20 protein-coding genes are annotated in these 26,611 nt (G+C 60.8%); 9 read left to right on the top strand and 11 right to left on the bottom strand.

All coding sequences use genetic code 11. The features are described 5' to 3' along the window. Positions 1 to 35: 35 nt before the first annotated feature. The 4 genes from ABQX22_RS16925 to lpdA all read right to left on the bottom strand — a co-directional run bounded on the left by ABQX22_RS16925 (position 36) and on the right by lpdA (position 6,446). On the bottom strand, positions 36 to 1,334 hold the full coding sequence (locus ABQX22_RS16925; protein ID WP_349801016.1) for a hypothetical protein: 1,299 nt from the start codon (positions 1,332 to 1,334) through the stop codon (positions 36 to 38). An 11-nt stretch (positions 1,335 to 1,345) separates the two neighbouring features. Next, complete coding sequence (locus ABQX22_RS16920) at positions 1,346 to 2,662, bottom strand: hypothetical protein (protein WP_349801015.1); 1,317 nt, start codon at positions 2,660 to 2,662, stop codon at positions 1,346 to 1,348. 499 nt (positions 2,663 to 3,161) lie between these two features. Then, the gene (locus ABQX22_RS16915) at positions 3,162 to 4,781 is read right to left on the bottom strand and encodes a glucan biosynthesis protein D (RefSeq protein ID WP_349801014.1); all 1,620 of its coding nucleotides are present in this window, start codon (positions 4,779 to 4,781) and stop codon (positions 3,162 to 3,164) included. A gap of 264 nt (positions 4,782 to 5,045) precedes the next feature. Continuing rightward, positions 5,046 to 6,446, bottom strand: coding sequence for a dihydrolipoyl dehydrogenase (gene lpdA, locus ABQX22_RS16910; protein ID WP_349801013.1), 1,401 nt, complete (start codon positions 6,444 to 6,446; stop codon positions 5,046 to 5,048). A gap of 409 nt (positions 6,447 to 6,855) precedes the next feature. On the opposite strand from lpdA, the gene hflK (ABQX22_RS16905) reads away from it, so the two are divergent. The 5 genes from hflK (ABQX22_RS16905) (at position 6,856) to cfaB (ending at position 14,322) form a co-directional block, all read left to right on the top strand. Next, positions 6,856 to 8,808: a protease modulator HflK gene (hflK, locus tag ABQX22_RS16905; protein WP_349801012.1), complete on the top strand. Its 1,953-nt coding sequence runs from the start codon at positions 6,856 to 6,858 to the stop codon at positions 8,806 to 8,808. Positions 8,809 to 8,819: 11 nt separating this feature from the next. Next, the gene (hflC, locus tag ABQX22_RS16900; protein ID WP_349801011.1) at positions 8,820 to 9,848 is read left to right on the top strand and encodes a protease modulator HflC; all 1,029 of its coding nucleotides are present in this window, start codon (positions 8,820 to 8,822) and stop codon (positions 9,846 to 9,848) included. After that, positions 9,845 to 10,930 carry a protease modulator HflK gene (gene hflK / locus ABQX22_RS16895; protein ID WP_349801010.1) on the top strand — a complete coding sequence of 362 codons (1,086 nt, stop codon included), beginning with the start codon at positions 9,845 to 9,847 and terminating at the stop codon, positions 10,928 to 10,930. The genes hflC and hflK (ABQX22_RS16895) overlap by 4 nt, the downstream gene beginning before the upstream one ends. Then, entirely contained in the window at positions 10,927 to 12,864 is a 1,938-nt protein-coding gene (locus tag ABQX22_RS16890) for a cation-translocating P-type ATPase (protein WP_349801009.1), read from the top strand. Before hflK (ABQX22_RS16895) ends, ABQX22_RS16890 begins: the two co-directional genes overlap by 4 nt. Positions 12,865 to 13,137: 273 nt before the next feature. Continuing rightward, positions 13,138 to 14,322 (top strand): C17 cyclopropane fatty acid synthase CfaB, encoded by a 1,185-nt coding sequence (gene cfaB, locus ABQX22_RS16885; RefSeq protein ID WP_349801008.1) that lies wholly within the window; start codon positions 13,138 to 13,140, stop codon positions 14,320 to 14,322. A 131-nt stretch (positions 14,323 to 14,453) separates the two neighbouring features. On the opposite strand, the gene cls is transcribed toward cfaB, so the two are convergent. Next, positions 14,454 to 15,893, bottom strand: a complete 1,440-nt coding sequence (cls, locus tag ABQX22_RS16880; RefSeq protein ID WP_349801007.1) for a cardiolipin synthase — start codon at positions 15,891 to 15,893, stop codon at positions 14,454 to 14,456. 171 nt (positions 15,894 to 16,064) lie between these two features. Here cls and ABQX22_RS16875 point away from each other — a divergent pair, with 171 nt between their 5' ends. Together ABQX22_RS16875 and zigA are read left to right on the top strand one after the other, a co-directional pair. After that, positions 16,065 to 16,586, top strand: a complete 522-nt coding sequence (locus ABQX22_RS16875) for a DUF3617 domain-containing protein (protein WP_349801006.1) — start codon at positions 16,065 to 16,067, stop codon at positions 16,584 to 16,586. A gap of 275 nt (positions 16,587 to 16,861) precedes the next feature. Next, positions 16,862 to 18,064, top strand: a complete 1,203-nt coding sequence (zigA, locus tag ABQX22_RS16870; protein ID WP_349801005.1) for a zinc metallochaperone GTPase ZigA — start codon at positions 16,862 to 16,864, stop codon at positions 18,062 to 18,064. Here zigA and ABQX22_RS16865 read toward each other — a convergent pair whose 3' ends face one another. After that, a complete protein-coding gene (locus tag ABQX22_RS16865) occupies positions 18,065 to 18,433 on the bottom strand; it encodes a hypothetical protein (protein WP_349801004.1) in 369 nt (122 codons plus the stop codon). It lies immediately after the preceding gene. Positions 18,434 to 18,458: 25 nt separating this feature from the next. Between ABQX22_RS16865 and ABQX22_RS16860 the strand changes: the two genes are divergently transcribed. Continuing rightward, complete coding sequence (locus ABQX22_RS16860; protein ID WP_349801003.1) at positions 18,459 to 19,460, top strand: CobW family GTP-binding protein; 1,002 nt, start codon at positions 18,459 to 18,461, stop codon at positions 19,458 to 19,460. Positions 19,461 to 19,464: 4 nt separating this feature from the next. Here the strand turns inward: ABQX22_RS16860 and ABQX22_RS16855 are convergent, their stop codons facing one another. Then, positions 19,465 to 19,857, bottom strand: a complete 393-nt coding sequence (locus ABQX22_RS16855; RefSeq protein WP_349801002.1) for a DUF3301 domain-containing protein — start codon at positions 19,855 to 19,857, stop codon at positions 19,465 to 19,467. A gap of 205 nt (positions 19,858 to 20,062) precedes the next feature. After that, complete coding sequence (locus tag ABQX22_RS16850; RefSeq protein ID WP_349801001.1) at positions 20,063 to 20,548, bottom strand: acyl-CoA thioesterase; 486 nt, start codon at positions 20,546 to 20,548, stop codon at positions 20,063 to 20,065. A 306-nt stretch (positions 20,549 to 20,854) separates the two neighbouring features. Between ABQX22_RS16850 and ABQX22_RS16845 the strand changes: the two genes are divergently transcribed. Further along, on the top strand, positions 20,855 to 22,618 hold the full coding sequence (locus ABQX22_RS16845; protein ID WP_349801000.1) for a cation:proton antiporter: 1,764 nt from the start codon (positions 20,855 to 20,857) through the stop codon (positions 22,616 to 22,618). A gap of 33 nt (positions 22,619 to 22,651) precedes the next feature. Here ABQX22_RS16845 and ABQX22_RS16840 read toward each other — a convergent pair whose 3' ends face one another. The 3 genes from ABQX22_RS16840 to uvrD form a co-directional block, all read right to left on the bottom strand. Next, positions 22,652 to 23,059 carry an SMI1/KNR4 family protein gene (locus tag ABQX22_RS16840; protein WP_349800999.1) on the bottom strand — a complete coding sequence of 136 codons (408 nt, stop codon included), beginning with the start codon at positions 23,057 to 23,059 and terminating at the stop codon, positions 22,652 to 22,654. 131 nt (positions 23,060 to 23,190) lie between these two features. After that, on the bottom strand, positions 23,191 to 24,045 hold the full coding sequence (locus tag ABQX22_RS16835; RefSeq protein WP_349800998.1) for a Tim44 domain-containing protein: 855 nt from the start codon (positions 24,043 to 24,045) through the stop codon (positions 23,191 to 23,193). Between the two features lie 297 nt (positions 24,046 to 24,342). Then, the gene (gene uvrD, locus ABQX22_RS16830; protein ID WP_349800997.1) at positions 24,343 to 26,526 is read right to left on the bottom strand and encodes a DNA helicase II; all 2,184 of its coding nucleotides are present in this window, start codon (positions 26,524 to 26,526) and stop codon (positions 24,343 to 24,345) included. Between the last annotated feature and the right edge of the window lie 85 nt (positions 26,527 to 26,611).

The following is a 26,611-nucleotide window of genomic DNA, read 5'->3' as shown; positions in this document are numbered from 1 at the left end:
GGTGTCTGGATACCCGCCGCGTGCGACGCCACACTTCAGTCGGCGGTGCTCAAGCGGATGATTTTCGGAAAGCCGGTCAGCGTGACAGAGGTCGAACACTGCTGCGCTTGGCAGGCCCACGACGCGCCGCTGTCAAACCAGCTTTTCTCGGGCTGCGCCATGTCGATGAGCGCGACAGCGCCCTTTTGCGGGATGTTCGTCGCCAGGGCCCTGTCACTGGATTTTCCACCCGACCACGCCACCACCACCTGCTCCTTGCCCTTCTTGAAATGCAGCAGGTACTGATTGTTTTCCCAGACACTCAACGACGGCTCGTAGGTGAAATCCTTGATGAACGGGCTGATGACCTTCAACACGGCATACGCAGGCTTGGGCGACAGGTCTTCATTGAGCAGGCCGAAGTTGTGTTCTTGATCGCCACGATCGGCCCCGTCGTTGATCAGGTCGTACCACCACATGGCCTTGATGTTGGGAATGGTGCGGGAGAAGAACATGATCCGCGCCATGTACGCGGCCTGGGTATCCGCTGTATTGCCGCAGTTGCCGGTGTGGCTGGGCCAGGCCATTTCGGTGAGATAAAGCGGCACGTCGCGACCGGCCTTGGTGCGAATGTGGCGCTCGTACTGGCGCATCCAGTTCACCCAGCTTTCCGGATTGTTCTGGCCCATGCCGGCACAGTGCGCATAGGGATGAACGGACAGCCCGTCGACAAGATCAAGCATGCCGGCGTCAATCAAATGATCGGCAAAGCCGAAATCCATACCCTGCGGCGTGACAGACCCGGCCAGGATTTTCGCCGGCGTGCCGTTCTGTCCGTGGGTGTGCTTGCGGATCAGCGGCACCGCGTCGCGGACCAGCGCGGCGTAGTCGGCGGCCAGTTGAGCGTCTTTCGGCGCGTCCAGGTCCCACTCGTTCCAGATCTCGTAGTAATTCACCTGGTTGCCCAACTGGCTGGCCACGTAGTCCACGTACTTGAGATACGCCGCCTTGACCACCCCTTCCCGAGGTTTGGCGTTGTCGTGGAACGAGGTGCTGTAGTCGAGAATCGTCAGCAGTGACAGATTGAGGCTGGAAGCCGTGCTCAGGTAATTGCGCCACTGCGGCACGATGCGCAGTTGGCCCGGTGCGGGCTCGGCCATTGACCAGAACGCGTCGTCCTTGAGCGCCGTTATTCCTGCGTCTGCCGCCAGCTCGAGCGCCGGGCGGGGCGGGGTTTCGAAGTTCATGAGGTGGGTGCCGATACCCAGGATAAACGGCTCCTCGGCCCAGGCATTGGCGTACATCAACGACCCGAGCAGGAGCAGGAAACCAGCGAGCGTGCGTCGGGACTTCATGACCGGGGTCCTCAACGCGGGTTGGGCACGAACGGGAAGAACTGATGCGCACCCTTGGCGGTGGATTTCACCTGCCGCAAGCTGAGATTGCCGGCCAGCACATGACCCATCGCAACCCCGAGAAACAGGTTGGCCGTGGCCACTTCCAGCATGTCCGTGGTCCAGCCGGTCAGCAGGCAGCAAAAACAGATGGCCAGGAGCGCGCGGCTGGCTCGGGTGGTGTCATTGCCCAGGGCGATGAACATCGGAATCTGCAGCGAGAACAGCACCAGTCCCATGACCCCGAACATGCCCCACAGGTACATGGCGGTGTTGTCCGAGCCGAGGGCCGGCACGCCGGGTATTGGAAACAGTGCCATCGTGCTGCCATAGGCTCCCAGTCCCGAACCGGTCACTTCCCAGCCTTGGTCCATGATGCCCCTGGCCATGTTCGGCCATGTATTGATCAAGCGGTCATACATGGACGACAGGGCGCCACTGCTGGCCAGCCCCGCATTGAAGTCAGTGAGGAAGCTGATCAGCGGCAAGATCATGCCCATCAGGACCGCCAGCGTCATCACCACTCTGGCCGACCAGTGAAAGCGCAGGATCATCAACAGGCCCAGGGTGCAGACGAAGCCCGCGGCGGGCGCCTTGCTGGTGGTCATCACAATCGCGACGGCGGTGACGCCACTGAGGGCGATCATCAGCAATTTCGAGCGCAGGAACGCCAGCACGAACAGGGCGCCGATCGCCAGGTTGATGGACAGCACGTTGGACACCCGGGCGAAGCCAGCGATGCGGTCGGCCTCGTCCACCGCCCAGGCCGTGTTGCCGCTCAGCTCGGTATCGCCGAGGGTGTAGCTGTAGCCTTTCCACGGTACCGAGGTGAGCTTGTCCAGCGCGATGCCGCCGAACGAAGACGCCAGGCAAAAGGCAACGCCCCACAGCAGCAAGCGCCTGCGGTGCAGCAAGTGTTCGCTGCAGACCATGCCGAACAGGATCGGGCAGATGCCGAACAGGCTGAAGCCGATGTTTGAAAGGGTTGCGCCGTGCAGCATGGCCAGGAGGATGGAGAGCACCAGCGCCAGCAATCCCAACCACGCGCCCTTGCTGGTCTTGATCGTGCGCAACTCCAGCAGGAACAGCAGGCAGCACAGCACCTTCGGCCCGTACAGCACCGCCGAGACACCGGCTTTGTCGAGGTAGAAGCGCAAGGCGCCGGAAAATGTCTCGACCAGTATCAGGCCGATGGCGGTCCAGACGATAACGGTCGATTTATTGAAAGACAGGATCGATGGCTTTTCAACGTACGTGCTGGCGTTCGATACGGCGGCGTTCGACATCATGGGTGCAGCCCCTCTGGAGCGCTCGAGTAACTGGAGGTCAAATTTCGAAAAAATCGACGGTGCTGCCGCCGATGTTTGCCACCGCCAGCGCTTTTTGATGACGCAAAGCTACCGCCTCTCGATTCAGCGCGAAGGCTGTCGATCAGGATAAGAAATGCGGAAAGTCAGAGCGCCGAAGTGCTGAAAGCGGGCCAGGACGGCCTCGTTTTAACGGCGTGACAGGGGATATATCAGCCTCAGATGCGAGGGCTGTCAATCAAATAGTCAAAATTTCGGACACGTTCTGGGCAGGCTGGTGACTGTACTTTGTAACTCATTGAATTGACTGGCAGATAGATTTTTGACGCTGGTAAAGAGGGCGTGTTGCGAGGAGGTTTAGGGATTGGCTATGGCTCATTTTTGGTACACATCTGTAGGGGCCAACGTGTTGGCGAAGCTTGATTGGGTGTTGCAATCACTACAGCTTCGCGAACAAGTTTGCTCCTACAGTCCAGGCAGCTTAGGTATACCGACGCTTCTCGGCCGCTGGCGGGAAGTACTGGTACAGCCAGGTTTCGCTCAGCGTGCGGTCGCCGGTCTTGATGTACATGCGCATCTCGACGGGATCGACGCCATCGTTGGTCGGGTACCAGTCAAAGGTGACGCGGTAGCCCTTGATGTCCGGCAGCGCCAGCACGTTGAAGTCCTGGATCCGGCCGTTTGAAACCGTTACCACCGGCTCGATGCTCGAACCTTCTGGCAGGCGGTCGATACCACCGCCCTTGAAGTCCACGGCAAAACGACGGGCCCAGACGTCCGGGTAATGCTCACCCGGCGCCCAGCCCTCGATGAAGCCGCCCATCCCGGAGCGCGTGGCGTCGACCTGGGCCAACGGCGAGCTGACCGGAGGCAAAGGGCTCCAGTAAAGCTTGTAGCCGAAGTTCATCGACATGCCGGCCTTGATCGGGTCCCGCGGGTTCCAGAACGCGACAATGTTATCCAGCGTCTCGCCGGTTGTGGATAACTCCAACAGGTCGATGGAGCCTTCGCCCCACGCCGTTGTTGGTTCGCACCACAGGCTTGGGCGACGGTGATACCAATCGACGGTGTCCTGATAGGTTTTGAATTCGTGGTCGGTCTGGATCAGGCCAAAGCCTTTCGGGTCCTTGTCGGCAAACGCGTTGAATTGCAGTTTGGCGGGGTTGTTCAGCGGACGGCAGATCCACTCGCCGTTGCCGCGCCACATGGCCAGGCGATCGGAGTCGTGAATCTCGGGATGGAGGGTGTCGCACATGCGTCGCTCGTGGGTGCCGCAGCTGAACATGCTGGTCATGGTCGCGATGCCCATTTGCTCGATGTCGGCACGGGCATTGATGTGGGCGTCGATGTCCATCACCACGCGGTCAGCCTGACAATCGATGTCGAAGCGGTACGCGCCGGTCGCGCTCGGCGAGTCGAGCAAGGCGTAGACCACGAAACGGGTCGCGTCCTTGGTGGGCTTCTCAAACCAGAACTGGGTGAAATCGGGGAATTCTTCGGGCTTTTTGGCGTAGGTGTCGATCGCCAGGCCACGGGCCGACAGGCCGTATTGCTTGTTGCTGTCGATGGCGCGGAAATAGCTGGCGCCGAGGAACGAGAGGATGTCGTTGATCGCGATTTCAGGGGCCTTGAACAGCTTGAAACCGGCGAAACCCAAGTCTCCCTTCAACTGCGCCTTGTCGACGCCGCTGGCTTCGTAATTGAACAGCTCGGGACGGAAATGCACTTCGCGCGCCTGCTTGGTCGCCGGGTCAACGCTGTACATGCGCACGGGGGTCTTGAAACCTGCGCCGACGTGGAAGAAGTGCACGTCCAGTTGGCCTTTGACGTCGTTCCACAGGGAATGCCCGGCGTCGTACTTGATGGCGTTGAACTGCTGAGGCGTCATGTTCGCCAGGGTAGGGGGCAGCGTTTGCTTGGTGCTGACATACGCTTTGCCGGCCAGTTGCTTGGCGGTGTCCTGCAGGGTTTTGAAATCGAACTGTTCGATTTCGCCATCTGCCGCTGCCGCCAACGCGCGTGCAGCGTAGAGGCCTGAGGCGGGCAGCGCGCTATACGCGGCCAATGCCATGGATGCTTTCAGGAGATTCCTGCGATTCATAAGGTGAAGCCTCTGAAGAAATGCTGTGCCTTCCTGCACGAATAAATGCGCCGTCCCAATCCATGCCAAACGCAAATTACCAACAAACAGATAACAATCTGGGCGTCTTGTTCGCGATGGGGGGAAATAAAAATCGTTTCAGAGAGCCGGTGAGGTCTTTGTAGGAGCGCGCTTGCCCGCGATGGCGTCTTCATCCTTATCGTCATCGGCGACTGATAAAACGCTATCGCGGGCAAGCGCGCTCCTACAGGCGAGGGCTCTATTTCAAGCTTGCGTGGTGTGCCCGCCCACGGCCATGGCTGCCTGGCGCAGGGCTTCGGAACGCGTCGGGTGAGGATGGCAGGTGAGGGCGACATCCTCTGCCGACGCCGCGAACTCCATGGCCACGCCATACTCGGCGATCATTTCGCTGACGCTCGGGCCTACCAGGTGCACGCCCAGGATCTCGTCTGTCTTCTCGTCAGCCAGCACTTTGGCGAACCCTTCGCCTTCATGATTGACCTTCGCCCGGCTGTTGGCGCTGAACGGGAATTTTCCGACCTTGTACGCGCGACCTTCCGACTTGAGCTGTTCCTCGGTCTTGCCGACGCTGGCCAATTCCGGCCGGGTGTAGATGACGTTGGGGATCAGGTTGTAATTGAGCTCGCTTTTTTTGCCGGCGATGCGTTCCACGCAGACCATCGCCTCGTCTTCCGCCTTGTGCGCCAGCATCGGGCCCGAGGTCACGTCGCCGATTACCCAGATCCCATCGGCTGAGGTGCGATGGCCCTTGTTCTCCAGCATCCCGCGCTTGTCGACCTCAAGGCCTACGGTGTCCAGGCCCAGCCCCTGCGTCACCGGACGACGGCCGATGGAGACCAACACGTAATCGGCTTCAAGGGTCTCGGCATTGCCGCCGGCGGCAGGTTCGACGTTCAGCGTCACTCCTGTGTCGCTGGGGGTTGCTGACGTCACTTTGGCGCTGAGCATAAAGTTGATGCCCTGACGCGACAGCGAGCGATGCAGCGTCTTGCCGGCTTCCAGATCAGTGCCGTGGGCGACGTGGTCAAGGAACTCCACCACCGTCACCTTGGCGCCGAGGCGCCGCCAGACCGATCCCAGTTCCAGGCCGATGACCCCCGCGCCGATCACCACCAGGTGCTTGGGCACTTCACTCAGCGACAGCGCGCCGGTCGAGTCCAGGATGCGCTTGTTGTCGATGGTCACGCCGGGCAGGGGGGTTGGCTCGGAGCCCGTCGCGACGATGATGTCTTTGGCGGTCAACTCGGTTTCCACGCCCTGTGCATCCTTGACGATCACTTTGCCCGGCCCGGCAATACGCCCCCAGCCCTTGATCCACTCGGCTTTGTATTTGCGAAACAGAAACTCGATGCCTTTGGTGAGCGCGGTCACGCTTTCGCTCTTTTGCGCCATCATCTGCGCCAGGTTCAAGGTCGGGGTGACGTCGATCCCCAGCTTCTTGAATTCCTCGCCCACGGCCGCTTCGTACAGCTCCGAGGCATGCAGCAACGATTTGGACGGAATGCAGCCGACGTTCAGGCACGTCCCGCCCAAGGTTTCCCGGCCTTCGACGCACGCGACTTTCAACCCGAGCTGACCCGCATGGATCGCCGCGTTATAGCCGCCTGGGCCGCCACCGATGATGACGATGTCATAGCTACTCATTCATCTGCTCCTGTAGGACAAATCGACAATGGAGGGAAGCGTAGACCGCTCTGCTGGAATGCGGGCTCTGGTTTTGCGGGTTCGCAGGCGAAACTCAATCCTGAGTGGCAGCGGACCTGTCCGCGAAGAGGGCGGTACAAGCGACACATCTAGCGCGTGTTACGAATTCCTTCGCGGGCAAGCCTCGCTCCAACAAGGTCCGAGTCGGCTATTGGATCTCAAACCTGTCGCGCAGCTGTCTGGCTGAAAAATTCATTACGGTCGATGTCGCCAACCGCACGAAAATTTCACCAATTTTGTTATATCGTAACGCCCCTCAGGCAGCGATGCTTCGGCGTGTGACTCACGCCTGGGAACAAACGCAGGGGAAGGACGATGGATACAGCGGTCAGTGGGTGTTGGGGTGTCGATGCGGGTTGATTTGGACGGTGAAGATTTGGCGCTGGAAGGGCTGCCGCGTTTCCAGCGCGCCTCGTTTCAGGCGCGGCGTCTGGCAAGGCTGACGTACCTCATCGGCGCAGCGGGCGTATTGGGCCTGGTGGTGTCGTTGTTCGTCGACCTGTTCTCTCCCAATTCCCTCTGGACAGCTGTCCTCACCAACTCGGCCGCGAGCTTTTTCCTGCTCGCGGCGGGATTGCAGTCGGCGCAGGTTGCAGCCCAGTGGCGCGCCCAGGCCATTGCGCTCCCTGAACCGGTCGAGGCATGGGTCGCCGATCCGCTGCCCGAGGACGAAAGCGGCTGGTACGACCGTCTGCTGGCGCGCCTCGGTGGGCGAGGGGCGTCGATGGTTGCACTGATCGGCCTGCCCACCTTCTGGTTGGCGGGCTGGTCATTGCTGTCGCTGATCAGCATCAAACTGATCTGGAACACCTCGTTGCCGGGAACTGATCTGACCCAGGCCGGCAGCATCGTCGGTGGCTTGATGCTGCTGATGGCATTCGGTCTGCTGGTGCTGGAACGCCAGTTGAGCAACGAGCCTGCGACCAATTGGCCTGAAGCGGAACCACTGGCGCAGTTGATCCGAGTCGCCATGGGCGTCCTGTTGATCGGCGCGCTGTGCCTGTTTTTCTCGTCATCCGAGCGCGTCTGGCCTGCGCGATTAGCCGTCCTGATCGGCATTCTGCCGGGGGTGGTTGCCCTCGAACTGTTGATCCGCGCCGCGCTGTCGGTGTTCAGCCCGCGCAATGAGCGCATCGAGCCGCGGCTGATGGCGACCAGCTTCGTCGCGGGCTTGCTGCGCTGGCCGCCGCAGCCACTGGTGGCGTTGCAGCACGAATTGCACAACCGGTTCGGCATTGATCTGCGCCAGGTCTGGGCGTTTACCTACATGCGTCGCGCCTTTTTGCCGGTGCTGGCGGTGATCGTTGCGCTGGGATGGGCCCTCAGCGGCGTCAGCGAAATCCCGATGCAGGGGCGCGGCATCTACGAGCGGTTCGGCAAGCCGGTCGCGGTCCTGGGTCCGGGTCTGCACGCCGGATTACCGTGGCCGTTCGGCCGGATGCTGGCGGTGGAAAACGGCGTGGTTCATGAACTGGCCACCAGCGTCTCCGACGCCAACGCCACCGAACAGATGCTGGACCCCGCCGAAGGGCCGCCGCCTGCGGTCGCCAATCGCCTGTGGGATGCCAGCCACGTCAACGACAAGTCCCAAGTGATCGCCAGCAGCACCGGCGACAAACAAAGCTTCCAGATCGTCAACATGGACGTGCGCTTCGTGTACCGCATCGGTCTCACCGACGAAGCCGCCATGGCCGCCACCTACAACAGCGCCAACGTCGTGAGCCTGATTCGCAGCACGGCCAGCCGGATCCTGGTTCACGACTTCGCCTCGCGCACGCTGGATGAATTGCTCGGCGAACAGCGCACCGACCTCGCCGCCGACATCAGCAACGCGGTACAGCGCGACCTGAAAAAACTCGACAGCGGGGTGGAGATCCTCGCGACCGTGGTGGAGTCGATTCACCCGCCAGCGGGGGCCGCCAACGCGTATCACGCGGTGCAAACGGCGCAGATCAGTGCCCAGGCGCTGATTTCCCGCGAGCGCGGCGCCGCGGCGGATCAGTCCAACGTGGCGCAGTTGCATGCCAGCGTGGCCCACGATCAAGCGGCGGCGGTATCGCGCGAAGTCATGGCCGCCGCTCAGGCAGCAGACCTGCGCTTCAGCGCCGAGCGGCAGGCGTATGCCAAGGCCGGTCAGGCGTTTGTGCTGGAGCAATACCTGACGCAACTCACCCAAGGCTTACAGCACGCCAAATTGCTGGTTCTTGATCATCGTTTGGGCGGCACCAGTGCGCCGACCATTGATCTGCGTACGTTCACGTTGCCGGCCGACCCTGCGGCGCCCGGCAAAGCGGCTGAATAAGGAATCGTCCCTTGAGTCTGTTTCATTCACACGATCACCACGACCATGCGGGCCACGACCACGGTCACGGCGGGCATCACGGCCATCACCATGGCGCGGTGTCCGGCCCGGTAGGTTTTCCATGGCGGCGCTCGGCGCTGGCGGCTGTCTTGATCGCCTTCGCGGTGGCGGCAGCCAGCCTGGTTCAGGTGCGCTCCGGCGAGGGCACGGTGGTCACGCGGTTCGGTAACCCGTCACGGGTGTTGCTCGATCCGGGCCTGAGCTGGCGCTGGCCAGCGCCGTTCGAGGCCACCATTCCCGTGGACTTGCGTCTGCGCACCACCTCCAGTGGCTTGCAGGACGTCGGTACGCGGGATGGCTTGCGCATCATCGTTCAGGCCTACGTCGCCTGGCAGGTTCAGGGCGATCCGGACAACGTGAAGCGCTTCATGCGCGCGGTGCAAAACCAGCCGGACGAAGCGGCGCGGCAGATTCGCACCTTCGTGGGCTCTGCGCTGGAAACCACCGCGGCCAGCTTCGACCTGTCGAGCCTGGTCAACACCGATGCCAGCCAGGTGCGCATCGCCGACTTCGAAAACCAGCTGCGTCAGCAGATCGATCAGCAATTGCTCACGACCTACGGGGTGCGCGTCCTGCAAGTCGGCGTCGAGCGTCTGACGCTGCCATCGGTGACGTTGAACGCCACCGTGGACCGGATGCGTGCCGAGCGCGAAACCATCGCCACCGAACGCACCGCCATTGGCAAGCGTGAAGCGGCGCAGATTCGCTCGGCGGCCGAGCGCGATGCACGCATTGTCGAAGCGGACGCCACGGTCAAGGCGGCCGACATCGAAGCGCAATCGCGGGTTGAAGCCGCGCAGATCTACGGCCGTGCCTACGCCGGCTCGCCGCAGCTGTATAACCTGCTGCGCTCGCTGGACACCCTCGGCACCGTGGTCGGCCCGACCACCAAATTGATCCTGCGCACTGACGCTGCGCCGTTCCGCGTACTGGTCGATGGCCCGCCGACACTGGACGGCAAGCCTGGAACCCAGCCATGAGTGAGCACAATGTGCCCGCCACCGGTGACTCGCCCATCGCCGAGCGGCCGGTGAGCAACAGCCCGTGGTTGCAGGCCAGCCGCCTGGCCTTTCTTGGGTTGTACGTGGTTACGGTATTGGCGGCAGTGGCCTGGGCGTTCTCCAACGTGCGCCAGATCGATCCGCAGAACCGCGCCGTGGTGTTTCGCATGGGCGCGCTGGACCGCGTGCAGAACGCCGGGTTGCTGATGGCCTGGCCGCAACCGTTCGAGCAGGTGGTGCTGTTGCCCTCGGCGGATCGCGTGATCGAGCGCCACGTCGATACCTTGCTGCGCTCTTCCACCGCGCTGGCCGCCGATAAAGTCGCCAGCTTCGCCACGCCCATGAGCGACGCGCTGGCCGGCTCCGGGTTTCTGCTGACCGGCGATGCCGGTGTCGTACAGCTGGATGTGACGGTGTACTACAAAGTCGCTGACCCTCGGGCCTATGTGCTGCAGGGTGTTCACGTGCTGCCGGCGCTGGATCGGCTGGTCACCCGCAGCGCCGTGGCACTGACGGCGGCTCGGGATCTGGACACCATCCTGGTGGCGCGACCTGAGCTGGTCGGTGCCGACAGCCAGTCTGCCGAGCGACGCGAACGTCTGCGGGGCGATCTGGTGCAGGGCATCAATCAACGCCTGAGCGAGCTGACCTCCACTGGCGTGGGCGTCGGGATCGAAGTGGCGCGTGTGGACGTGCAGTCCAGCCTGCCCACGGCGGCGGTCAACGCGTTCAATGCCGTGCTGACCGCCAGCCAGCAAGCCGATCAAGCCGTAGCCAATGCACGTACCGATGCCGAAAAAGCCAACCAGACCGCCAATCAACAAGCTGACCGCACGCTGCAGGTTGCCCACGCACAAGCGTCCGAGCGACTGGCCAAGGCACAGACCGACACCGCGACCGTGACCGGCCTGGCACAGTCGATTCAAGATCGGAGCGACCCTGGCTTGCTGCAACGTATCTACCGCGAACGCGTGCCGAAAATACTGGGGCAAGCCGGTTCAGTGACCACGGTTGATCCCAAAGACGATTCCCGCCTGATCATTCAGGGAGCAGACAAATGAGTGGCAAAGCCGTTCACACCCATGCCGAACCCGCCACGCCGGGCAGCATGCTGACCCGCTCCGAACAGCGCAGCGCGGCGACCCAGCTGACCCTGGCCATGCTCGCCCTTGGCCTGTTGGCGCTGGGGCTGGTCTGGCGCTTTTTTGCGCCTGAGCAGGTCGGCGTCAGTCAGTTGCTGTTGGGGGCCGCGTCCTTGCTGGTGGCCATTCCAGTGGTCAGCGCCGGTTGGCACAGCCTGCGTTACCCCAGTCTGCACGGCATCACCGATCAGTTGATCGCGCTGGCCATGCTCGGCGCGTGGGCCACCGGCGACCTGATGACCGCGGCCTTGCTCCCAATCATCATGATCTTCGGCCATGTGCTGGAGGAGCGCAGTGTCATCGGCTCGCAAGAGGCCATTCAGGCGCTGGGCAAACTGACGCGTAGTCATGCGCGACGGGTTACCGCCGATGGCGCCATACACGAAGTCGACAACGGCACGCTGGTAGCCGGCGACCTGGTCGAGGTTCGCGCGGGGGATCGCGTGCCGGCGGACGGCAGGGTGGTCTCCGGGCAAGCCAGCCTCGACACCGCGCCGATTACTGGCGAGTCGGTGCCACTGGAGGCGAGGCCGGGCATGGAAGTGTTCGGCGGGGCGATCAACCTTGATGGCCTGCTGCGCATTGAAGTCACGCGCATCGGCAACGAATCGACGCTGGGCAAAGTGATCGCCCTGATGCAAAGCGCCGAGCGCTCCAAACCCCCGATCACCCGTTTGCTCGAGCGCTACGCCGGCAGCTATATGGTGCTGGTGTTGCTGATCGCGGCGGTCACCTGGTTTATCACCAACAACGCTCAGGCCATGCTCGCGGTGCTGGTGGCGGCCTGTCCGTGCGCGCTGGTGCTGTCTGCGCCGGCGACGGCGATTGCCGGCATTGCCGTGGCTGCACGTCACGGAATTCTGATCCGCAGTTCGGCGTTCCTCGAAGAGCTGGCCGATCTCACCTCGCTGGTGGTGGATAAAACCGGGACGCTGACCTTCGGCAGCTTGCGGTTGCAGTCGGTGCAGGCCGTGAACGGCGAGACGCCTGGCCTGTTGTCGCTGGCCGCCAGCCTGGGGGCGGCCAGCAGTCATCCAGTCAGTCGGGCGTTGGCGTTGCTCGTGGAAAAGGATCAGTTGCTGGCGCTGGAGGACATCCGCGAACGTCAGGGCCTGGGCGTCGTTGCCCAGACCTCCCGGGGCGAAGCGGCACTGGGGCGGCCCGAGCTGTTCGAGCAGTTGAACATCACCACGACGCCAGTCCCTGCCCATGACGGACCTATCGCGGGTCTGGCGGTAGACGGGGTGTTCCTCGCGTGGCTGCTGCTGGCCGACAGCCTGAAGCCGGAAGCCCGGCAGGCGTTGGCTGAATTGCGGGAACTGGGCATGGGGCGGCAGTTGCTGCTGACCGGCGACCGCCAAAGTGTGGCGGACAGCGTGGGCCATGAAGTCGGCATCAGCGATATCGAAGCGCAGGCCTTGCCGGAGGACAAACTCAATCGGGTCATGGGTGAAATAAAAAGCGGTTTCCGGCCCATGGTGGTGGGTGATGGCATCAACGATTCCCTGGCGCTCAAGGCGGGCGTGGTAGGCGTGGCAATGGGCGCAGGCGGAGCGGACATCGCCCTGGCGTCGGCGGACATCGTGCTGATCGGCAGCGACCTGCGCCGGCTGGGCACGTGTGTGCGTCTGAGTCGCCAGTGCAGGCAGACGTTGCAGGTCAACGTGATCATCGGTTTGGGCTGGACGCTGGCAATCGTGGCCTTGGCGGCTTTCGGCGTGCTGGGTGCAGCCGGGGCAATGATCGCGGCGGTTTTGCACAATCTCAGCACGTTGCTGGTGTTGGGCAATGCCGGCAGGTTGCTGCGGTTTCACGAGCCCATCGCAAAGTTTAATAATCCGCCACAGCCCTGATAATCCGGCACTTGAGCTGAAAGCGCCGGGCTAGAGGCTGCGGTTAAGTATAAAAATTCGCTTGAGCTTTGAACCACTCTGTTACAAATTAACTATAGTTACGAAGAGGGTGCTCCATCGAAGGCATTAAATTGGCTCGAATCCTTGGGGGCAAAAGGCAGTGCCCGGAGTCTAGATTCATGCAGTTAGTGTTACAGCCGATGCCTGACGGCTCCTGCTAGGAACCGGTATGGATTGCCCTTTTCTGAGTTTCTGGATCAGGGGGTTTATCAAATGCTCGCGCAATTACCACCAGCGTTACAGAATCTTCACCTGCCACTCAGGCTTAAACTCTGGGATGGCCATGAGCTGGACCTTGGGCCCACGCCCAGGGTCACCATCGTTGTCAAAGATCCCCTTCTGGTTTCCGGCTTTACGCACCCAAGCCTTGGCTTGCTAGGCAGCGCGTTCGTCGAAGGACGACTGGAACTGGAGGGCTCCATCATGGAAGTGGTGCGCGTCTGCGATCAGCTGAGCAGAGCGCTGGTCGACGAGGATGACGACAACGTTCCCGTGCGCACCCAGCACGACAAGGACACCGACGCCGCTTCCATCTCCTACCACTACGACCTGTCCAACGCGTTCTACCAACTCTGGCTGGACAAGGAGATGGTCTATTCCTGCGCCTATTTCAAGACGGGTAACGAGACGCTTGAACAGGCCCAGCAGGACAAATTCCATCACCTGTGTCGCAAGCTGCGTCTGCAGCCCGGCGAATACCTGCTCGATGTCGGCTGTGGCTGGGGTGGGCTGGCGCGCTTCGCCGCCCGTGAGTACGGCGTAAAAGTCTTTGGCATCACGCTGAGCCGCGAGCAGTTGGCGCTGGCCCAGGAGCGGGTGCGGGCCGAGGGCCTGGAAGATCAGGTCGAGCTCCAGCTCATGGACTACCGTGATCTGCCCCAAGACGGCCGCTTCGACAAGGTCGTCAGCGTCGGCATGTTCGAACACGTGGGTCACGCCAATCTCGATCTCTACGCCAAGTGCCTGTTTGGTGCGGTGAAGGCGGGCGGTCTGGTGATGAACCATGGTATTACCGCCAAGCACACAGACGGCCGCCCGGTCGGTCGTGGTGCCGGCGACTTCATCGACCGCTACGTGTTCCCCAACGGCGAGCTGCCGCATCTGGCGATGATCACTGCGCATGTCAGCGAAGCCGGTCTCGAGGTGGTGGACGTGGAAAGTCTGCGGTTGCACTACGCCAAGACACTGGATCACTGGAGCGCGCGGCTGGAGGAGAAACTGGACGAGGCCGCAGCGATGGTGCCTGAGCAGGCCCTGCGCATCTGGCGCTTGTACCTGGCAGGCTGTGCCTATGCGTTCTCGCAAGGCTGGATCAACTTGCACCAGGTGTTGGCAGTCAAACCGCTGGCCGATGGCAGTCATTCGTTGCCGCTGACGCGTGAGGATATTTATCGCTGAATCGGGGTTTGTGTCTGCAGAGCTTGGTGGAGCGAGGCTTGCCCGCGAAGTGGTGTGTCAGTTTCCTGATGGATAACCAGACATCCTCATTCGCGGGCAAGCCTCGCTCCAACGGGGTTCTTGCGCCGGGCTCAAAGAATCGGCGATATCAACCGCGCAATGCGCATCCCCAATTGCTGCAAATGGTGCGTCTCGCGACTCTCCTCAAGCGATACCTCATGAGCCAGGGCAAAGTCAGCGTTGAGCATGTCTTCCACCTGGCGGGCGAAGTCCTCGTCGACCGTGAGCAGCATCAATTCGAAATTCAGGCGGAATGACCGGTTATCCATGTTGGCGCTGCCGATGGCGGTAATCTCGTTGTCCACCAGCACCACTTTCTGGTGCAGGAACCCTGGCCCGTAGCGAAAAAGCCTGACACCTGCACGCACTGCTTCAAACGCAAACAGGCTGGACGCCGCATAGACCACGTAGTGGTCGGGCCGGGAAGGCACCAGAATGCGCACATCCACGCCACGCAGCACCGCCAGGTAAAGCGCCGCTGATACTGCTTCGTCAGGAATGAAATAGGGCGTCGTGATCCAGACCCGTTCGGTGGCGGCGTGGATGGCTTCGACGAAGAACAGTGAGCAGGTTTCCTGCGGGTCGGCCGGCCCGCTGGCCAGCAACTGGCACAGCACGCCGTCTTCCGGATAGGACTCCGGCAAGATAAGCGGCGGCAGTTCACGGGTTGCCCAGAACCAGTCCTCGGCAAATGACTCCTGCAAACTGGCAACCACCGGACCGACGATGGCGACATGCGTGTCCCGCCATGGGGCCAGCGGCGGTTTGAGCCCCAGGTATTCATCGCCCACATTGTGCCCGCCGACAAACCCTTTCTCGCCGTCGACCACGACGATCTTGCGGTGGTTTCTAAAGTTGATCTGGAACCGATTGAGCCAACCGCTGCGCGTGGCGAATGCCTTGATTTGCACACCCCCGGCGCGAAGTTTTTCGACATAGCTGGCAGGCAGGGCATGGCTGCCGATTCGGTCGTACAGCACATGCACCGAAACGCCTTCTGCGGCTTTCTCCAGGAGCAGGGCTTGCAGGCGTCGGCCCAAGTCATCGTCATGGATGATGAAGAACTGCACCAGTACCGCTTGTTTGGCTTTGCTGATCGCAGCAAAAATCGCACTGAACGTCGCATCACCGTTGATCAGCAGCTCGACTTCGTTGTTCGCCAGGCAGGGCATGCGGCCGAGTTTCGGCATGGCACGCAGCGACACATATGCAGCGGATTGACGTGCGGCAACGGCCTCCTCAATCCACGGCCGCCAGTTCAGGTTGCCGATGGCGTCGCGCATTTCCCGGTTGGCCTGGCGGCGCGCCTTGATGTACGCATCGAAGGAACTGCGGCCAAACACCAAATAAGGAATCAGCGTGATATAGGGGATGAAAATCAGCGGCATGGCCCAAGCGATCGAGCCTTGAGCCGTACGAACCGTCATCAACGCGTGGATCGCGGCTATGATGCCCAGCAGGTGAGTGAAGCCGATGACATAGCCAAAAAAATACGGGCTGTGGTAATCCATGCGAGAGTTTGCTCCAAGCCTGTTGATGTCTAACAGACCACAGCGCGCGGGGATTGTCGCTATTTTATTAGGGGTGCAACTGGGCATCCTCTTCGTCGTCTAAGCGTCATGGGTCGGACTGCGGTGAAAGGTCAGTTTCGAATTGTTTTGGGCATACAAGGAAAGAGATCAATGAAAAAGCGCTTTTTGGCGTTAGTGGTTTGTTTTGCTGCGCCTCTGGCGCAAGCCCAGGTGCTGCAACCGGGTTTGTGGGAAATCACCACCAGCAACATGCTGGTGGAGGGTCAGCAGCTTCCAGACATGCAGGTCATGCTCAATCAGCTGCAGATGATGGCGCCACAGCAGCGTGCGGCCATGGAGCAAATGCTGGAGAAACAAGGGGTTACGCTGGGCGGGAAGGGCGTCCGTGTTTGCCTGACGCCTGAGCAGGTGAAAAGCGAGCAGATCCCGCTGCAGGATCCGAAGTCAGGTTGCACCCAGCAGGTCACGGAACGTAATGGGGCCAACTGGAAATTCAAGTTCAGCTGTCCTCGGGCTCAGGGCACTGGCACGGCGCAATTCCTGAGTGATCGGGAATTCACCACTCATGTGATTGGCTCGTTCAATGCGACAGGCCAGCAGCAGAACGGCAGCATGGACACCCGCGCTGCCTGGCTTGGTCAGCAATGCGGGACGGTAAAACCCCGCACCTGATCTCCGCTCACTGAAAACTCAAACGCCCCAGTTATTGGGGCGTTTTGCTGTGCGCTGGAAATTGGCTCCAATACTTTTCTGTTCCACGTGGAACATCTCGTTGTTTCACCTCAGATTTTTCGGAAGGGAAGCGCGTGTTCAGTAAAGCTTCGCGAACAAGTTCGCTCCTACAAGAGGCATCACATGTACAGAGACTTCCCCAAAAACGCTGGCCGTCTCGCATTGTTATACTGTAACGTTTGTGGCCTTAGAACCTGACATCTCAAGAGGCCACCATGAATCGCCTTCCCGTCACCGTGCTGTCCGGCTTCCTCGGCGCCGGCAAAAGTACGCTTCTCAATTACGTGCTGCGCAATCGCGAGAACCTGCGGGTCGCGGTGATCGTCAACGACATGAGCGAGATCAATCTGGACGGCGCAGAGGTCCAGCGTGATGTCAGTCTGAATCGCGCCGAAGAAAAGCTCGTGGAAATGAGCAACGGCTGCATCTGCTGCACGCTTCGGGAAGACCTGCTTGAAGAGGTCGGTCGGCTGGCGAAGGACGGCCGGTTCGATTACCTGCTGATCGAATCCACCGGGATTTCCGAGCCGCTTCCGGTGGCGGAGACCTTCACCTTCCGCGACGAGGATGGCCAGAGCCTGTCCGACGTCGCGCGCCTGGACACCATGGTCACCGTGGTCGACGGCATGAACTTCCTGCTGGACTACCAAGCTGCCGACAGCCTGGCCAGCCGGGGCGAAACCCTGGGCGAAGAGGACGAACGCTCCATCACCGATCTGTTGATCGAACAGGTCGAATTCGCGGACGTCATCCTCATCAGCAAGATCGACCTCATCAGCTCAGCCGAGCGTCTGGAGCTGATGGCCATTCTGCAGCGGCTCAATGCTCACGCCGAGATCCTTCCGATGGTCATGGGCGAGGTGCCGCTGGCAAAAATTCTCGACACGAGGCGGTTCGATTTCGAGCGCGCCGCCCAGGCGCCTGGCTGGCTGAAAGAGTTGCGCGGCGAACACACGCCCGAGACCGAAGCGTACGGCATCGCGGCGATCACCTATCGGGCACGCCGGCCGTTTCATCCGCAACGGTTCTTCACCTTTATCAACGGCGAGTGGGACAACGGCAAACTGCTGCGCTCCAAAGGGTTTTTCTGGCTCGCCAGCAAACATCAGGACGCAGGCAGTTGGTCGCAGGCGGGCGGTCTGATGCGTCACGGTTTTGCAGGCCGCTGGTGGCGTTTCGTGCCCAAGGCGCACTGGCCGCAGGACGCGCAAGACACGCAAGCGATCATGAATAACTGGACGACACAGACCGGCGATTGCCGTCAGGAGCTGGTGTTCATCGGACAGAACATGGATTTCACGCGGCTCACGGCAGAGCTTGATGAGTGCCTGCTGACCGATGAGGAGATGGCCATGGGAAGCGAAGCCTGGAGCCTGCTAACCGACCCCTTCGGCGACTGGCACGACGCGGCCGCGTAATCAGGGTTTCCAGATGCCTTTACTCTGCTGCTCACAGAACGGCTTGAGAAATGCCGCATCGCTGGCCACGCCGTAATAGTGAATGTTTTGGCGATAAGGCATATTGGCGACCAATGCGTTGCTGCATTGGCCGAATGAGCCTGCGGGGCATTGCTCGGAAAACGTGACGTCGACGGTCTGATCCTTCAACTGCGGCTGGCAAAAGCCGTCGTGGAACAGCTTCGGCGGGATGGTCAGGTTTTCCTGGCAGACCTTCACATCGACCCGGTCTGACTGGCTGTGCACCAGGCACGCTTCGGCGCGGACCTCGCTGCACATCGCCGCCGACAGGATGAACGCCAGCCACGTGGGCAGCCCGATTGCTCGCATCGATTACCTCCGTTTGCGCTCAGCAATGAGCACGACTTCTAAATGGCCCGCCATGCTGCAGAACATTCCCACCCATGTCATCGCCGGCCCCCTGGGCGCAGGCAAGACCAGTTTGATCAAACAGTTGCTGGCCCAGAGACCACCTCACGAACGCTGGGCGATCCTGATCAACGAGTTCGGCCAGATCGGTCTGGACGCCGCGTTGCTGACCACGGCTGCGGATGGTATCGCACTTGGCGAAGTCGCTGGAGGGTGCTTGTGCTGTGTCAACGGCGTGCCTTTTCAGATTGGACTGGGACGCCTGCTGCGTAAGGCGAAGCCGGACAGGCTGTTCATCGAGCCGTCCGGATTAGGCCATCCGGTGCAATTGATCGCGCAACTGGAGGCAGCGCCCTGGGTGGGCGTTCTGTCCGTGCAGCCCAGCGTGATGGTGCTCGATGCCGCGTCGTTGGCCGCCGGTCTACCGCTGCCGCCCAGCCAGCAGGACGCACTGCGGGACGCGGGTTTGCTGGTGCTCAACAAGTCAGCGGGTCTGGACGTAAAGGCGCGGGAGGCGGTGATCACGCGTCTGCCGGAGCAGCTCGTTCATTGGACCGATCAAGGCCTGTTGCCGCTGGATCGACTGCCGGGGATCGAAGCGCGCGCCAGCGTTGCAAGTGTGGATAACTTATTGATGCCCAAGACCCTTACGCAGATGCCGGCGGTGTGGACAGATCCGCACGTGCCGATATGCATGAGTCAGGATCAGGCTGAAGGATGGAGTATTGGTTGGCGATGGCATCCCGATCAGCGTTTTGACACGGCAAAAGTGCTGGCCTGGCTTAACGGGCTGGCGTGGCGTCGCGCAAAACTGGTTATTCACAGTGAGGAGGGATGGGTGTCGGGCAACGCGCTGGAGGGCGGGATGATCGAGTGGTCAGCCAGCGAATGGCGACGTGATTCCCGGCTGGAGCTGATCTTCGCCGAACAGGAGGATCAAACCGCGCTGCAGGCGGGGCTTGTCGCTTGCGTGACAAGCAGCGTCTGATCAGTCACTGCTTCCACTTGTTGTGCTCCTGGCGCCACTGATTCATTTCGATGATCTCGGCGGTCCTGGGCGGTGTCTTGATTTCGAACGGATAGGGCGCCAGCTCGATCTGAGCCGTGTGTGCGCCAAACAGGGTGATGGTGCCGGGATGGCGCTGCTCGCCTGTGACCGTGAACTCGAAGTTATACACGCGGGCCAGTCGCTTGCGGCCCTCGTTGTCGCGCTTGAAGGTGATGCGGCGCAACGCCACGTTGCCGTCCAGCAGTTCCAGATCGAGTTTGGCGCAGTGTTGCTTCACACGCTCCAGCGCTCGTTCACGAAGGCCGTGGCTGTGCCACAGCCAGGCAGCGGCGGTCAGCAACAGCATCAGGACGAATATATTGCCCAGGGTCAGCATGAAAAGAGTACTCCGGCAGAAGGCCTCCAGCTTAACTGCGCAACGTGACTGTCAGCCATAGCGCCTGCGTTTAATTTGATGCAGTTCACGGCTTCTTGCAGGAGCGCACTTGCCCGCCATGGGTTTGTGTCAATCAACGATCTTTTTGCCCGTCCAGACGTATCGCGGGCAAGCACGCTCCTACAGGTTGACCGGTGTATCGCCATCAGACCGGATCGGCCTTGAGCTCCTGATAACGTTTTTCAAGCTCCTGACGGATCTGCCGGCGCTGTTGCGCTTGAACGAATCGGCGTTTGTCGTCAGGGGTGACGGGCGTTAGTGGCGGGACGTTGGCAGGCTTTCGCTGATCGTCCACGGCAACCATGGTGAAGAAGCAGCTATTGGTGTGGCGCACCGAGCGCTCACGGATGTTTTCGGTCACCACCTTGATCCCGATTTCCATCGAGGTGTTGCCGGTGTAGTTGACCGACGCCAGGAAGGTCACCAGCTCACCCACGTGGATGGGTTCGCGGAAAATGACCTGATCCACCGACAACGTCACCACATAGCGGCCCGCGTAACGGCTGGCGCAGGCGTAGGCCACTTCGTCGAGGTACTTCAAAAGAGTGCCACCGTGGACGTTGCCAGAGAAGTTGGCCATGTCCGGGGTCATCAACACAGTCATCGATAGTTGGGCGTTTCCGGGTTCCATAGCGCGCTCACGGTCAAATTGGGTCAAGTGTGTGCACCTCAGCGGGTGCTCGATTCAAACGGCTAGTCAAACCAACCTTATCGGGACGCTGATGGGCGGCTGGCCGTCACGCCTGCGCCCATCTGTTTCCATATATTGCACCGGCTTTATCAAGGAAAGCGCGGTGTTAACCTGCAAAAACCCGTGGATCGGGTATTTCCTACGCCTCAGAAGGACATTTCCTCGCCGATTAAACGACATTTCGTTTAATGAACCTCGGCTGGAGCGCCGGGGCGGTGTTCATCGAGCGCCACAAGGAGCAAGGCCATGCATGCCATCAGCTTTATCCAGGATTTGGCGGTCATCATGCTCGTGGCCGGCGTGGTCACCGTGTTGTTCCATCGCCTGAAGCAACCGGTGGTGCTCGGTTACATCGTGGCGGGTTTTATCATCGGCCCGCACACGCCGCCGGTCAGCCTGATCCATGACGAGGATACGATTAAAACCCTGGCCGAGTTGGGTGTCATTTTCCTGATGTTCTGCCTGGGCCTGGAATTCAGCCTGCGCAAGCTGTTTAAAGTCGGCGCGACGGCGTTTATCGCGGCTTTCCTCGAAATCACCCTGATGATCTGGCTCGGTTACGAGATCGGCCAGTTCTTCGGCTGGAAAACCATGGATTCGCTGTTCCTCGGCGCCATCCTGGCCATCTCGTCCACCACCATCATCGTCAAAGCGCTCACTGATCTGAAAATGAAAAATCAGCGCTTCGCGCAGCTGATTTTTGGCGTATTGATCGTAGAAGACATCCTGGGCATCGGCATCATTGCGCTCCTGTCGGGCATTGCCGTCAGCGGCACAGTCAGTTCCGGCGAAGTGTTTTCCACAGTGGGCAAATTGTCGCTGTTCATGATCGTCGCGCTGGTGATCGGCATACTGGTGGTGCCGCGTCTGCTGAACTATGTGGCCACCTTCGACAGCAACGAAATGCTGCTGATCACCGTGCTCGGGCTGTGCTTCGGCTTTTGCCTGCTGGTGGTCAAGCTTGAATACAGCATGGTGCTGGGCGCGTTTCTCATCGGCGCGATCATGGCTGAGTCCAGGCAACTGCTGAAGATCGAGCGGCTGATCGAGCCGATCCGGGACATGTTCAGCGCGATCTTCTTCGTGGCCATTGGCTTGATGATCGACCCGGCCATCCTGCTCGATTACGCCTGGCCGATTGCCGTGATCACCGTGGCCGTGGTGTTGGGCAAGATCGTGTCCTGCGGGGTCGGCGCGTTTATCGCGGGCAACGACGGCAAAACCTCGCTTCGGGTCGGGATGGGGTTGTCTCAGATTGGCGAATTTTCGTTCATCATTGCAGCGCTCGGGATGACGCTGCAGGTGACCAGCGACTTCTTGTACCCGGTGGCGGTGGCAGTCTCGGCGATAACGACCTTGCTCACGCCGTATTTGATCCGCTCCGCCGATCCGCTGTCCCACAAGCTGGGCAGCATCATGCCCGCGAAGATTGCGCGGGTGTTTGGCCTGTACGGCGAATGGCTGCGCAGCATTCAGCCGCAAGGGCAGGGTGCCTTGCTGGCGGCGATGATCAGAAAGATTCTGCTGCAGGTGGGGGTCAATCTGGCGCTGGTGGTGGCTATCTTTTTCTGCGGCGCCTATTTCGCCGAGCGTATCGGCGAGTACCTGAACGAATGGATCAGTGAAGTCGGGCAGCAAAAAGCCTGGATCTGCGGCGCTGCGTTGCTGCTGTCGTTGCCGTTCCTGATCGCGGCCTATCGCAAGCTTAAAGCGCTGTCGATGCTGCTGGCGGAGATGGGGGTCAAGCCTGAAATGGCCGGACGCCATACCGAGCGTGTGCGACGGGTGATCGCCGAGGTGATCCCGCTGCTGTCGCTGTTGGTGATTTTCCTGCTATTGGCGGCGCTGTCAGCCAGCATTCTGCCGACCAGTGAGCTGCTGATACTGATCGTGGTGGTCGCTGCGATTGTCGCCGCCGTGCTGTGGCGCTGGTTCATTCGCGTGCACACGCGCATGCAGATTGCCTTGCTGGAAACCCTGGGTAACCATCAGGAGCCTTCGGAGCATTGAGTCCTCAGGCTGCCGTGATCGATGGCGGCCGACTCAGCTTTCCAGCCAGACGTCTCGCGCCCAGTGCCAGACAGACTCCCAGCTCTCTTCTGTGACGAGTTCTTCTTCGCCCGACCAAAGCACCACGGTGCCGTCTTCTTCAACGCAGTAGTAATCTTCGCCATCCTGGCAAATCGGGATCAGTTCCCGTGGCACGCCGATGTCCCATGCGCTGGCAGCGACTTCCGGCATGTAGGTGTGCGAGCCAGGATCGGTCACGGTCACAGGTTCGAGGCTGCCGTAAACGACATCGCTTACCGTCAGCAAGAATTCCTTGAACACGAACGGAATGTTGATGAACAGCTGTTCTTCGATCTCGACCAGTTGATCCTCGTCCGGGAGTTCCAGAGGGACCGGGACCGGCTCGTTTGCTTCACGCAGTTGCTCGATGACTTCTTCCACGACGTGGATCCTCTAACGGTTTGGCGCGGTTATACAGTAGCTTAAACGTCTTCTCAAATACCTGTTCGACCCGCAGAAATACAAAAACCCCGGACAGGTCCGGGGTTTCTTTGTTACGAGCGTGACACGGATCAGCCGTTCTGGCGGATACCGGCTACCAGCCAAGGCTGATTGTCACCGGGTGCACGTTCCATGTTCCAGCTTTCGCTGAAGGTTTCGCCCTGGTCAAAGCGCGAAGTCTTCGACAGGCCGGAGAACGTCAGGGTGGCGATGGTCTTTTCAGCACGATCATCGACGCCGTCCAGTTGCACGGTCAGGTTGTCGATGTAGGTGGACTGGAAGCCTTCACCCAGATCCGCACGTTCTTTTTTCAGGAACTGCAGCATTTGCGGGGTCACGAACTCGGCGATCTTGTCCATTTCGTTCGCGTCCCAGTGCTGTTGCAGCGACTGGAAGTGCGAGCGAGCGGCTTCAAGGAAGCGTTCTTCGTTGAACCAGGCAGGCGCCTGAATCACGGGGCGGGCCGACGCTGCAGCCGAACCACCGAACATCGAGTTGTTCTGAACAGGCTTCTGTTCAAAGGCTTCACGCTGAAATGGCGCGTGACCGGCAGGGGCAACCTGTGGCTGCTGTTTACGACGACGTGCCGCGATGAAGCGGAAGATCAGGAAGGCGATGACCGCCATGATCAGGATGTCGAAGAACTGCATGCCCTGAAAGCCGCCGCCCATGAACATCGAGGCGAGCAGGCCGCCGGCTGCGATACCGGCCAATGGGCCGAACCAGCGAGACGCGCCGCCTGCGGCAGCGGCAGGAGCACCGGCAGCGTTAGGTGCGGCAGAAGGAGAGGAAGGGGCAGTTTGACGCGCCTGGTGGCTCGGCGCCGAGCCCATGCTCTTGCCGCCACCAAAGCGCGCGGCGTTGGCGTCGAGACTCATGGTGAGCCCGATGACCAGCGCCAAAGCGATGCTTAAAAACCGTTGCATATGGGGATTCCCGTTTGTGGATTGCACGCGCGCCATGTTGCACAGCACTTGGGCATCTGGCTAGCAGCCAAGTGTTTCCGGCTTTTGCGTGATCTTCCAGATGGCCTGTACTACTAAGGCTGTAGGCAGGTGTAGAAAGTTCTGTAGGAAACATGGGGGTGACGGGGTGGGATTACAACCTGGCTGCGTAACACATTGTATGAGCGCGCTTGCCCGCGATGACGTCGGTGTGTCCGAAACGAATTCATCGCCGGACACATCAATCGCGGGCAAGCGCGCTCTACAGCATCGAAGCGCTTAAATCGGCTCCAGCTTCGCATACCCCAGCATCAGCCACTTGCTGCCTTCTTCGAAATTCACCTGCACCCGCGCCTGGGCGCCGGAGCCTTCGAAGTTGAGGATGACACCTTCGCCAAAAATCGAGTGGGCGACCCGCTGGCCAAGGGAGAACTGGCTTTCCGGAATGCCTTCGCCATCGAACAGCCGGCTGGGCGCCATGGTCTTCGAGCCGCCGAAGGGGCGGGTAACGCTGTTGGACAACCGCACTTCCTGAATCAGATTGGGCGGCACCTCACGCACGAAGCGGGATACCTTGTTGTAGGTCTCGCTTCCATATAAACGACGGGTCTCGGCGTACGTCAGCACTAGATGCTGCATCGCACGGGTAATCCCGACATAAGCCAGGCGCCGTTCTTCTTCCAGACGGCCGGGCTCTTCGAGACTCATTTTGTGCGGGAACAGACCTTCTTCCATGCCCACCAGGAACACGTAGGGAAATTCCAGGCCCTTGGCGCTGTGCAGGGTCATCAATTGAATGCTGTCTTCGTGCTCGTCGGCCTGAGTATCACCGGCTTCCAGCGACGCATGACCCAGGAACGCGGCCAATGGCGTCAGGTCTGCTTCTTCCTCGCTGACCTCGAATGCGCGCGCCGCGCTGACCAGTTCCTCAAGGTTTTCTACCCGCGCCTGACCCTTCTCGCCTTTTTCTTCTTGGTGATACGTGATCAGACCGGACTGCTCGATGACGGTTTGCGTCATCAGGTGCAGCGGCATCTCCATGACCTTCGCCGCCAGATTCTCGATCAGCTCGACAAAGCCGTTCAACGCGCCAGCCGCACGGCCGGTCAGGCCTTTATTGGCGATCAACAGGCGCATGGCTTCCCACATCGACACGTCGGCGTGACGGGCGTGCATGCGAATGGCTTCGATGGTCTTCTCGCCAATCCCGCGGGGTGGCACGTTAATGACGCGTTCCAGCGCCGAATCATTGCCGCGACCTTCCAGGACGCGCATGTAAGCCATGGCGTTCTTGATTTCGGCGCGTTCGAAGAAGCGCTGACCGCCGTAGATGCGGTAGGGAATGCGCTCGCGCAGCAACGCTTCTTCCAGCACCCGCGATTGGGCGTTGGAGCGATACAGGATGGCAATGTCGCTGCGGGCCAGGCCGGTCTTGATTGCGCTTTCGATGGTCTCGACCACATAGCGCGCTTCATCGTGTTCGTTGAAAGCGGCGTACAGGCTGATCAATTCGCCATCGCCGACATCGGTCCACAGTTCTTTGCCCAGACGCCCGCTGTTATTGACGATCAGACCGTTTGCCGCCTTGAGGATGCTGGCGGTCGAGCGGTAGTTCTGTTCCAGACGGATGGTCTGGGTGTCAGGGAAGTCATCGGAATACTGATGAATGTTCTCGATCTTCGCCCCGCGCCAGCCGTAAATCGACTGATCGTCGTCACCCACTACCATCAGGCTGTCACCGCCCTGAGCCAGGAGACGCAGCCAGGCGTATTGCACCGCGTTGGTGTCCTGGAATTCGTCCACCAGCACATGGCGGAAGCGGCGCTGGTAGTGCGCCAGCAGGCCCGGGTTGTCACGCCACAGGTCCAGCGCGCGCAGCAGCAGTTCGGAGAAGTCGATGACGCCGGCACGCTGGCAGGCCACTTCATAGGCTTCGTAGATGGACTTCATGGTGGTCAGGAACAGATCGCCGCTGGCCTGGATGTGCTTGGGCCGCAGGCCTTCATCCTTCTGGCCATTGATGAACCACTGCGCCTGACGCGGCGGCCAGGCTTTCTCGTCCAGCCCCAGCTCACGAATCACGCGCTTGACCACACGCTGCTGGTCGTCGCTGTCGAGAATCTGGAAGCTCTGGCTCAAGCCCGCTTCCTGCCAGTGCGCCCGCAACAAGCGGTGCGCCAGGCCGTGGAAGGTGCCGACCCACATGCCTGCCGGGCTGATGCCCATCAACGATTCGATGCGATGGCGCATCTCGGCGGCAGCCTTGTTGGTGAACGTCACCGACAGGATCGAGTGCGGCGAGGCATTTTCGACCTGGATCAACCAGGCGATGCGATGCACAAGGACACGGGTTTTGCCGGAACCAGCGCCGGCCAGGACCAACTGACGACCCACGGAGGCAGCTACGGCCTGGCGTTGGGCATCGTTGAGGGAGTTAAGCAGAAGAGAGAGATCATCGCGCATCGGCGCATTCTAGGGTGTGGGCTGTTGGCGGGCAAACCCTAACGCCGGGCGGTGGGCAAGTCGTGATGTCGCCGATGGCCCGCCG

The sequence above is a fragment of the Xanthomonas sp. WHRI 1810A genome (assembly GCF_040202885.1).
Taxonomy (GTDB): domain Bacteria; phylum Pseudomonadota; class Gammaproteobacteria; order Pseudomonadales; family Pseudomonadaceae; genus Aquipseudomonas.
The sequence above is the reverse complement of the archived record's forward strand: the minus strand, read 5'-3'. Positions and strand labels throughout refer to the sequence as shown.

Bases quoted from the DNA above. Each gene is read 5' to 3' on its own strand.
- ABQX22_RS16915 (WP_349801014.1), bottom strand. From the start codon at position 4,781: ATGAATCGCAGGAATCTCCTGAAAGCATCCATGGCATTGGCCGCGTAT.
- ABQX22_RS16890 (WP_349801009.1), top strand. From the start codon at position 10,927: ATGAGTGGCAAAGCCGTTCACACCCATGCCGAACCCGCCACGCCGGGC.
- ABQX22_RS16850 (WP_349801001.1), bottom strand. From the start codon at position 20,548: ATGGAACCCGGAAACGCCCAACTATCGATGACTGTGTTGATGACCCCG.
- ABQX22_RS16875 (WP_349801006.1), top strand. From the start codon at position 16,065: ATGAAAAAGCGCTTTTTGGCGTTAGTGGTTTGTTTTGCTGCGCCTCTG.
- hflK (WP_349801012.1), top strand. From the start codon at position 6,856: ATGCGGGTTGATTTGGACGGTGAAGATTTGGCGCTGGAAGGGCTGCCG.
- cfaB (WP_349801008.1), top strand. From the start codon at position 13,138: ATGCTCGCGCAATTACCACCAGCGTTACAGAATCTTCACCTGCCACTC.
- lpdA (WP_349801013.1), bottom strand. From the start codon at position 6,446: ATGAGTAGCTATGACATCGTCATCATCGGTGGCGGCCCAGGCGGCTAT.
- ABQX22_RS16920 (WP_349801015.1), bottom strand. From the start codon at position 2,662: ATGATGTCGAACGCCGCCGTATCGAACGCCAGCACGTACGTTGAAAAG.
- hflK (WP_349801010.1), top strand. From the start codon at position 9,845: ATGAGTGAGCACAATGTGCCCGCCACCGGTGACTCGCCCATCGCCGAG.
- ABQX22_RS16865 (WP_349801004.1), bottom strand. From the start codon at position 18,433: ATGCGAGCAATCGGGCTGCCCACGTGGCTGGCGTTCATCCTGTCGGCG.
- ABQX22_RS16835 (WP_349800998.1), bottom strand. From the start codon at position 24,045: ATGCAACGGTTTTTAAGCATCGCTTTGGCGCTGGTCATCGGGCTCACC.
- ABQX22_RS16855 (WP_349801002.1), bottom strand. From the start codon at position 19,857: ATGCTGACCCTGGGCAATATATTCGTCCTGATGCTGTTGCTGACCGCC.
- ABQX22_RS16845 (WP_349801000.1), top strand. From the start codon at position 20,855: ATGCATGCCATCAGCTTTATCCAGGATTTGGCGGTCATCATGCTCGTG.
- cls (WP_349801007.1), bottom strand. From the start codon at position 15,893: ATGGATTACCACAGCCCGTATTTTTTTGGCTATGTCATCGGCTTCACT.
- ABQX22_RS16860 (WP_349801003.1), top strand. From the start codon at position 18,459: ATGAGCACGACTTCTAAATGGCCCGCCATGCTGCAGAACATTCCCACC.
- uvrD (WP_349800997.1), bottom strand. From the start codon at position 26,526: ATGCGCGATGATCTCTCTCTTCTGCTTAACTCCCTCAACGATGCCCAA.
- zigA (WP_349801005.1), top strand. From the start codon at position 16,862: ATGAATCGCCTTCCCGTCACCGTGCTGTCCGGCTTCCTCGGCGCCGGC.
- ABQX22_RS16925 (WP_349801016.1), bottom strand. From the start codon at position 1,334: ATGAAGTCCCGACGCACGCTCGCTGGTTTCCTGCTCCTGCTCGGGTCG.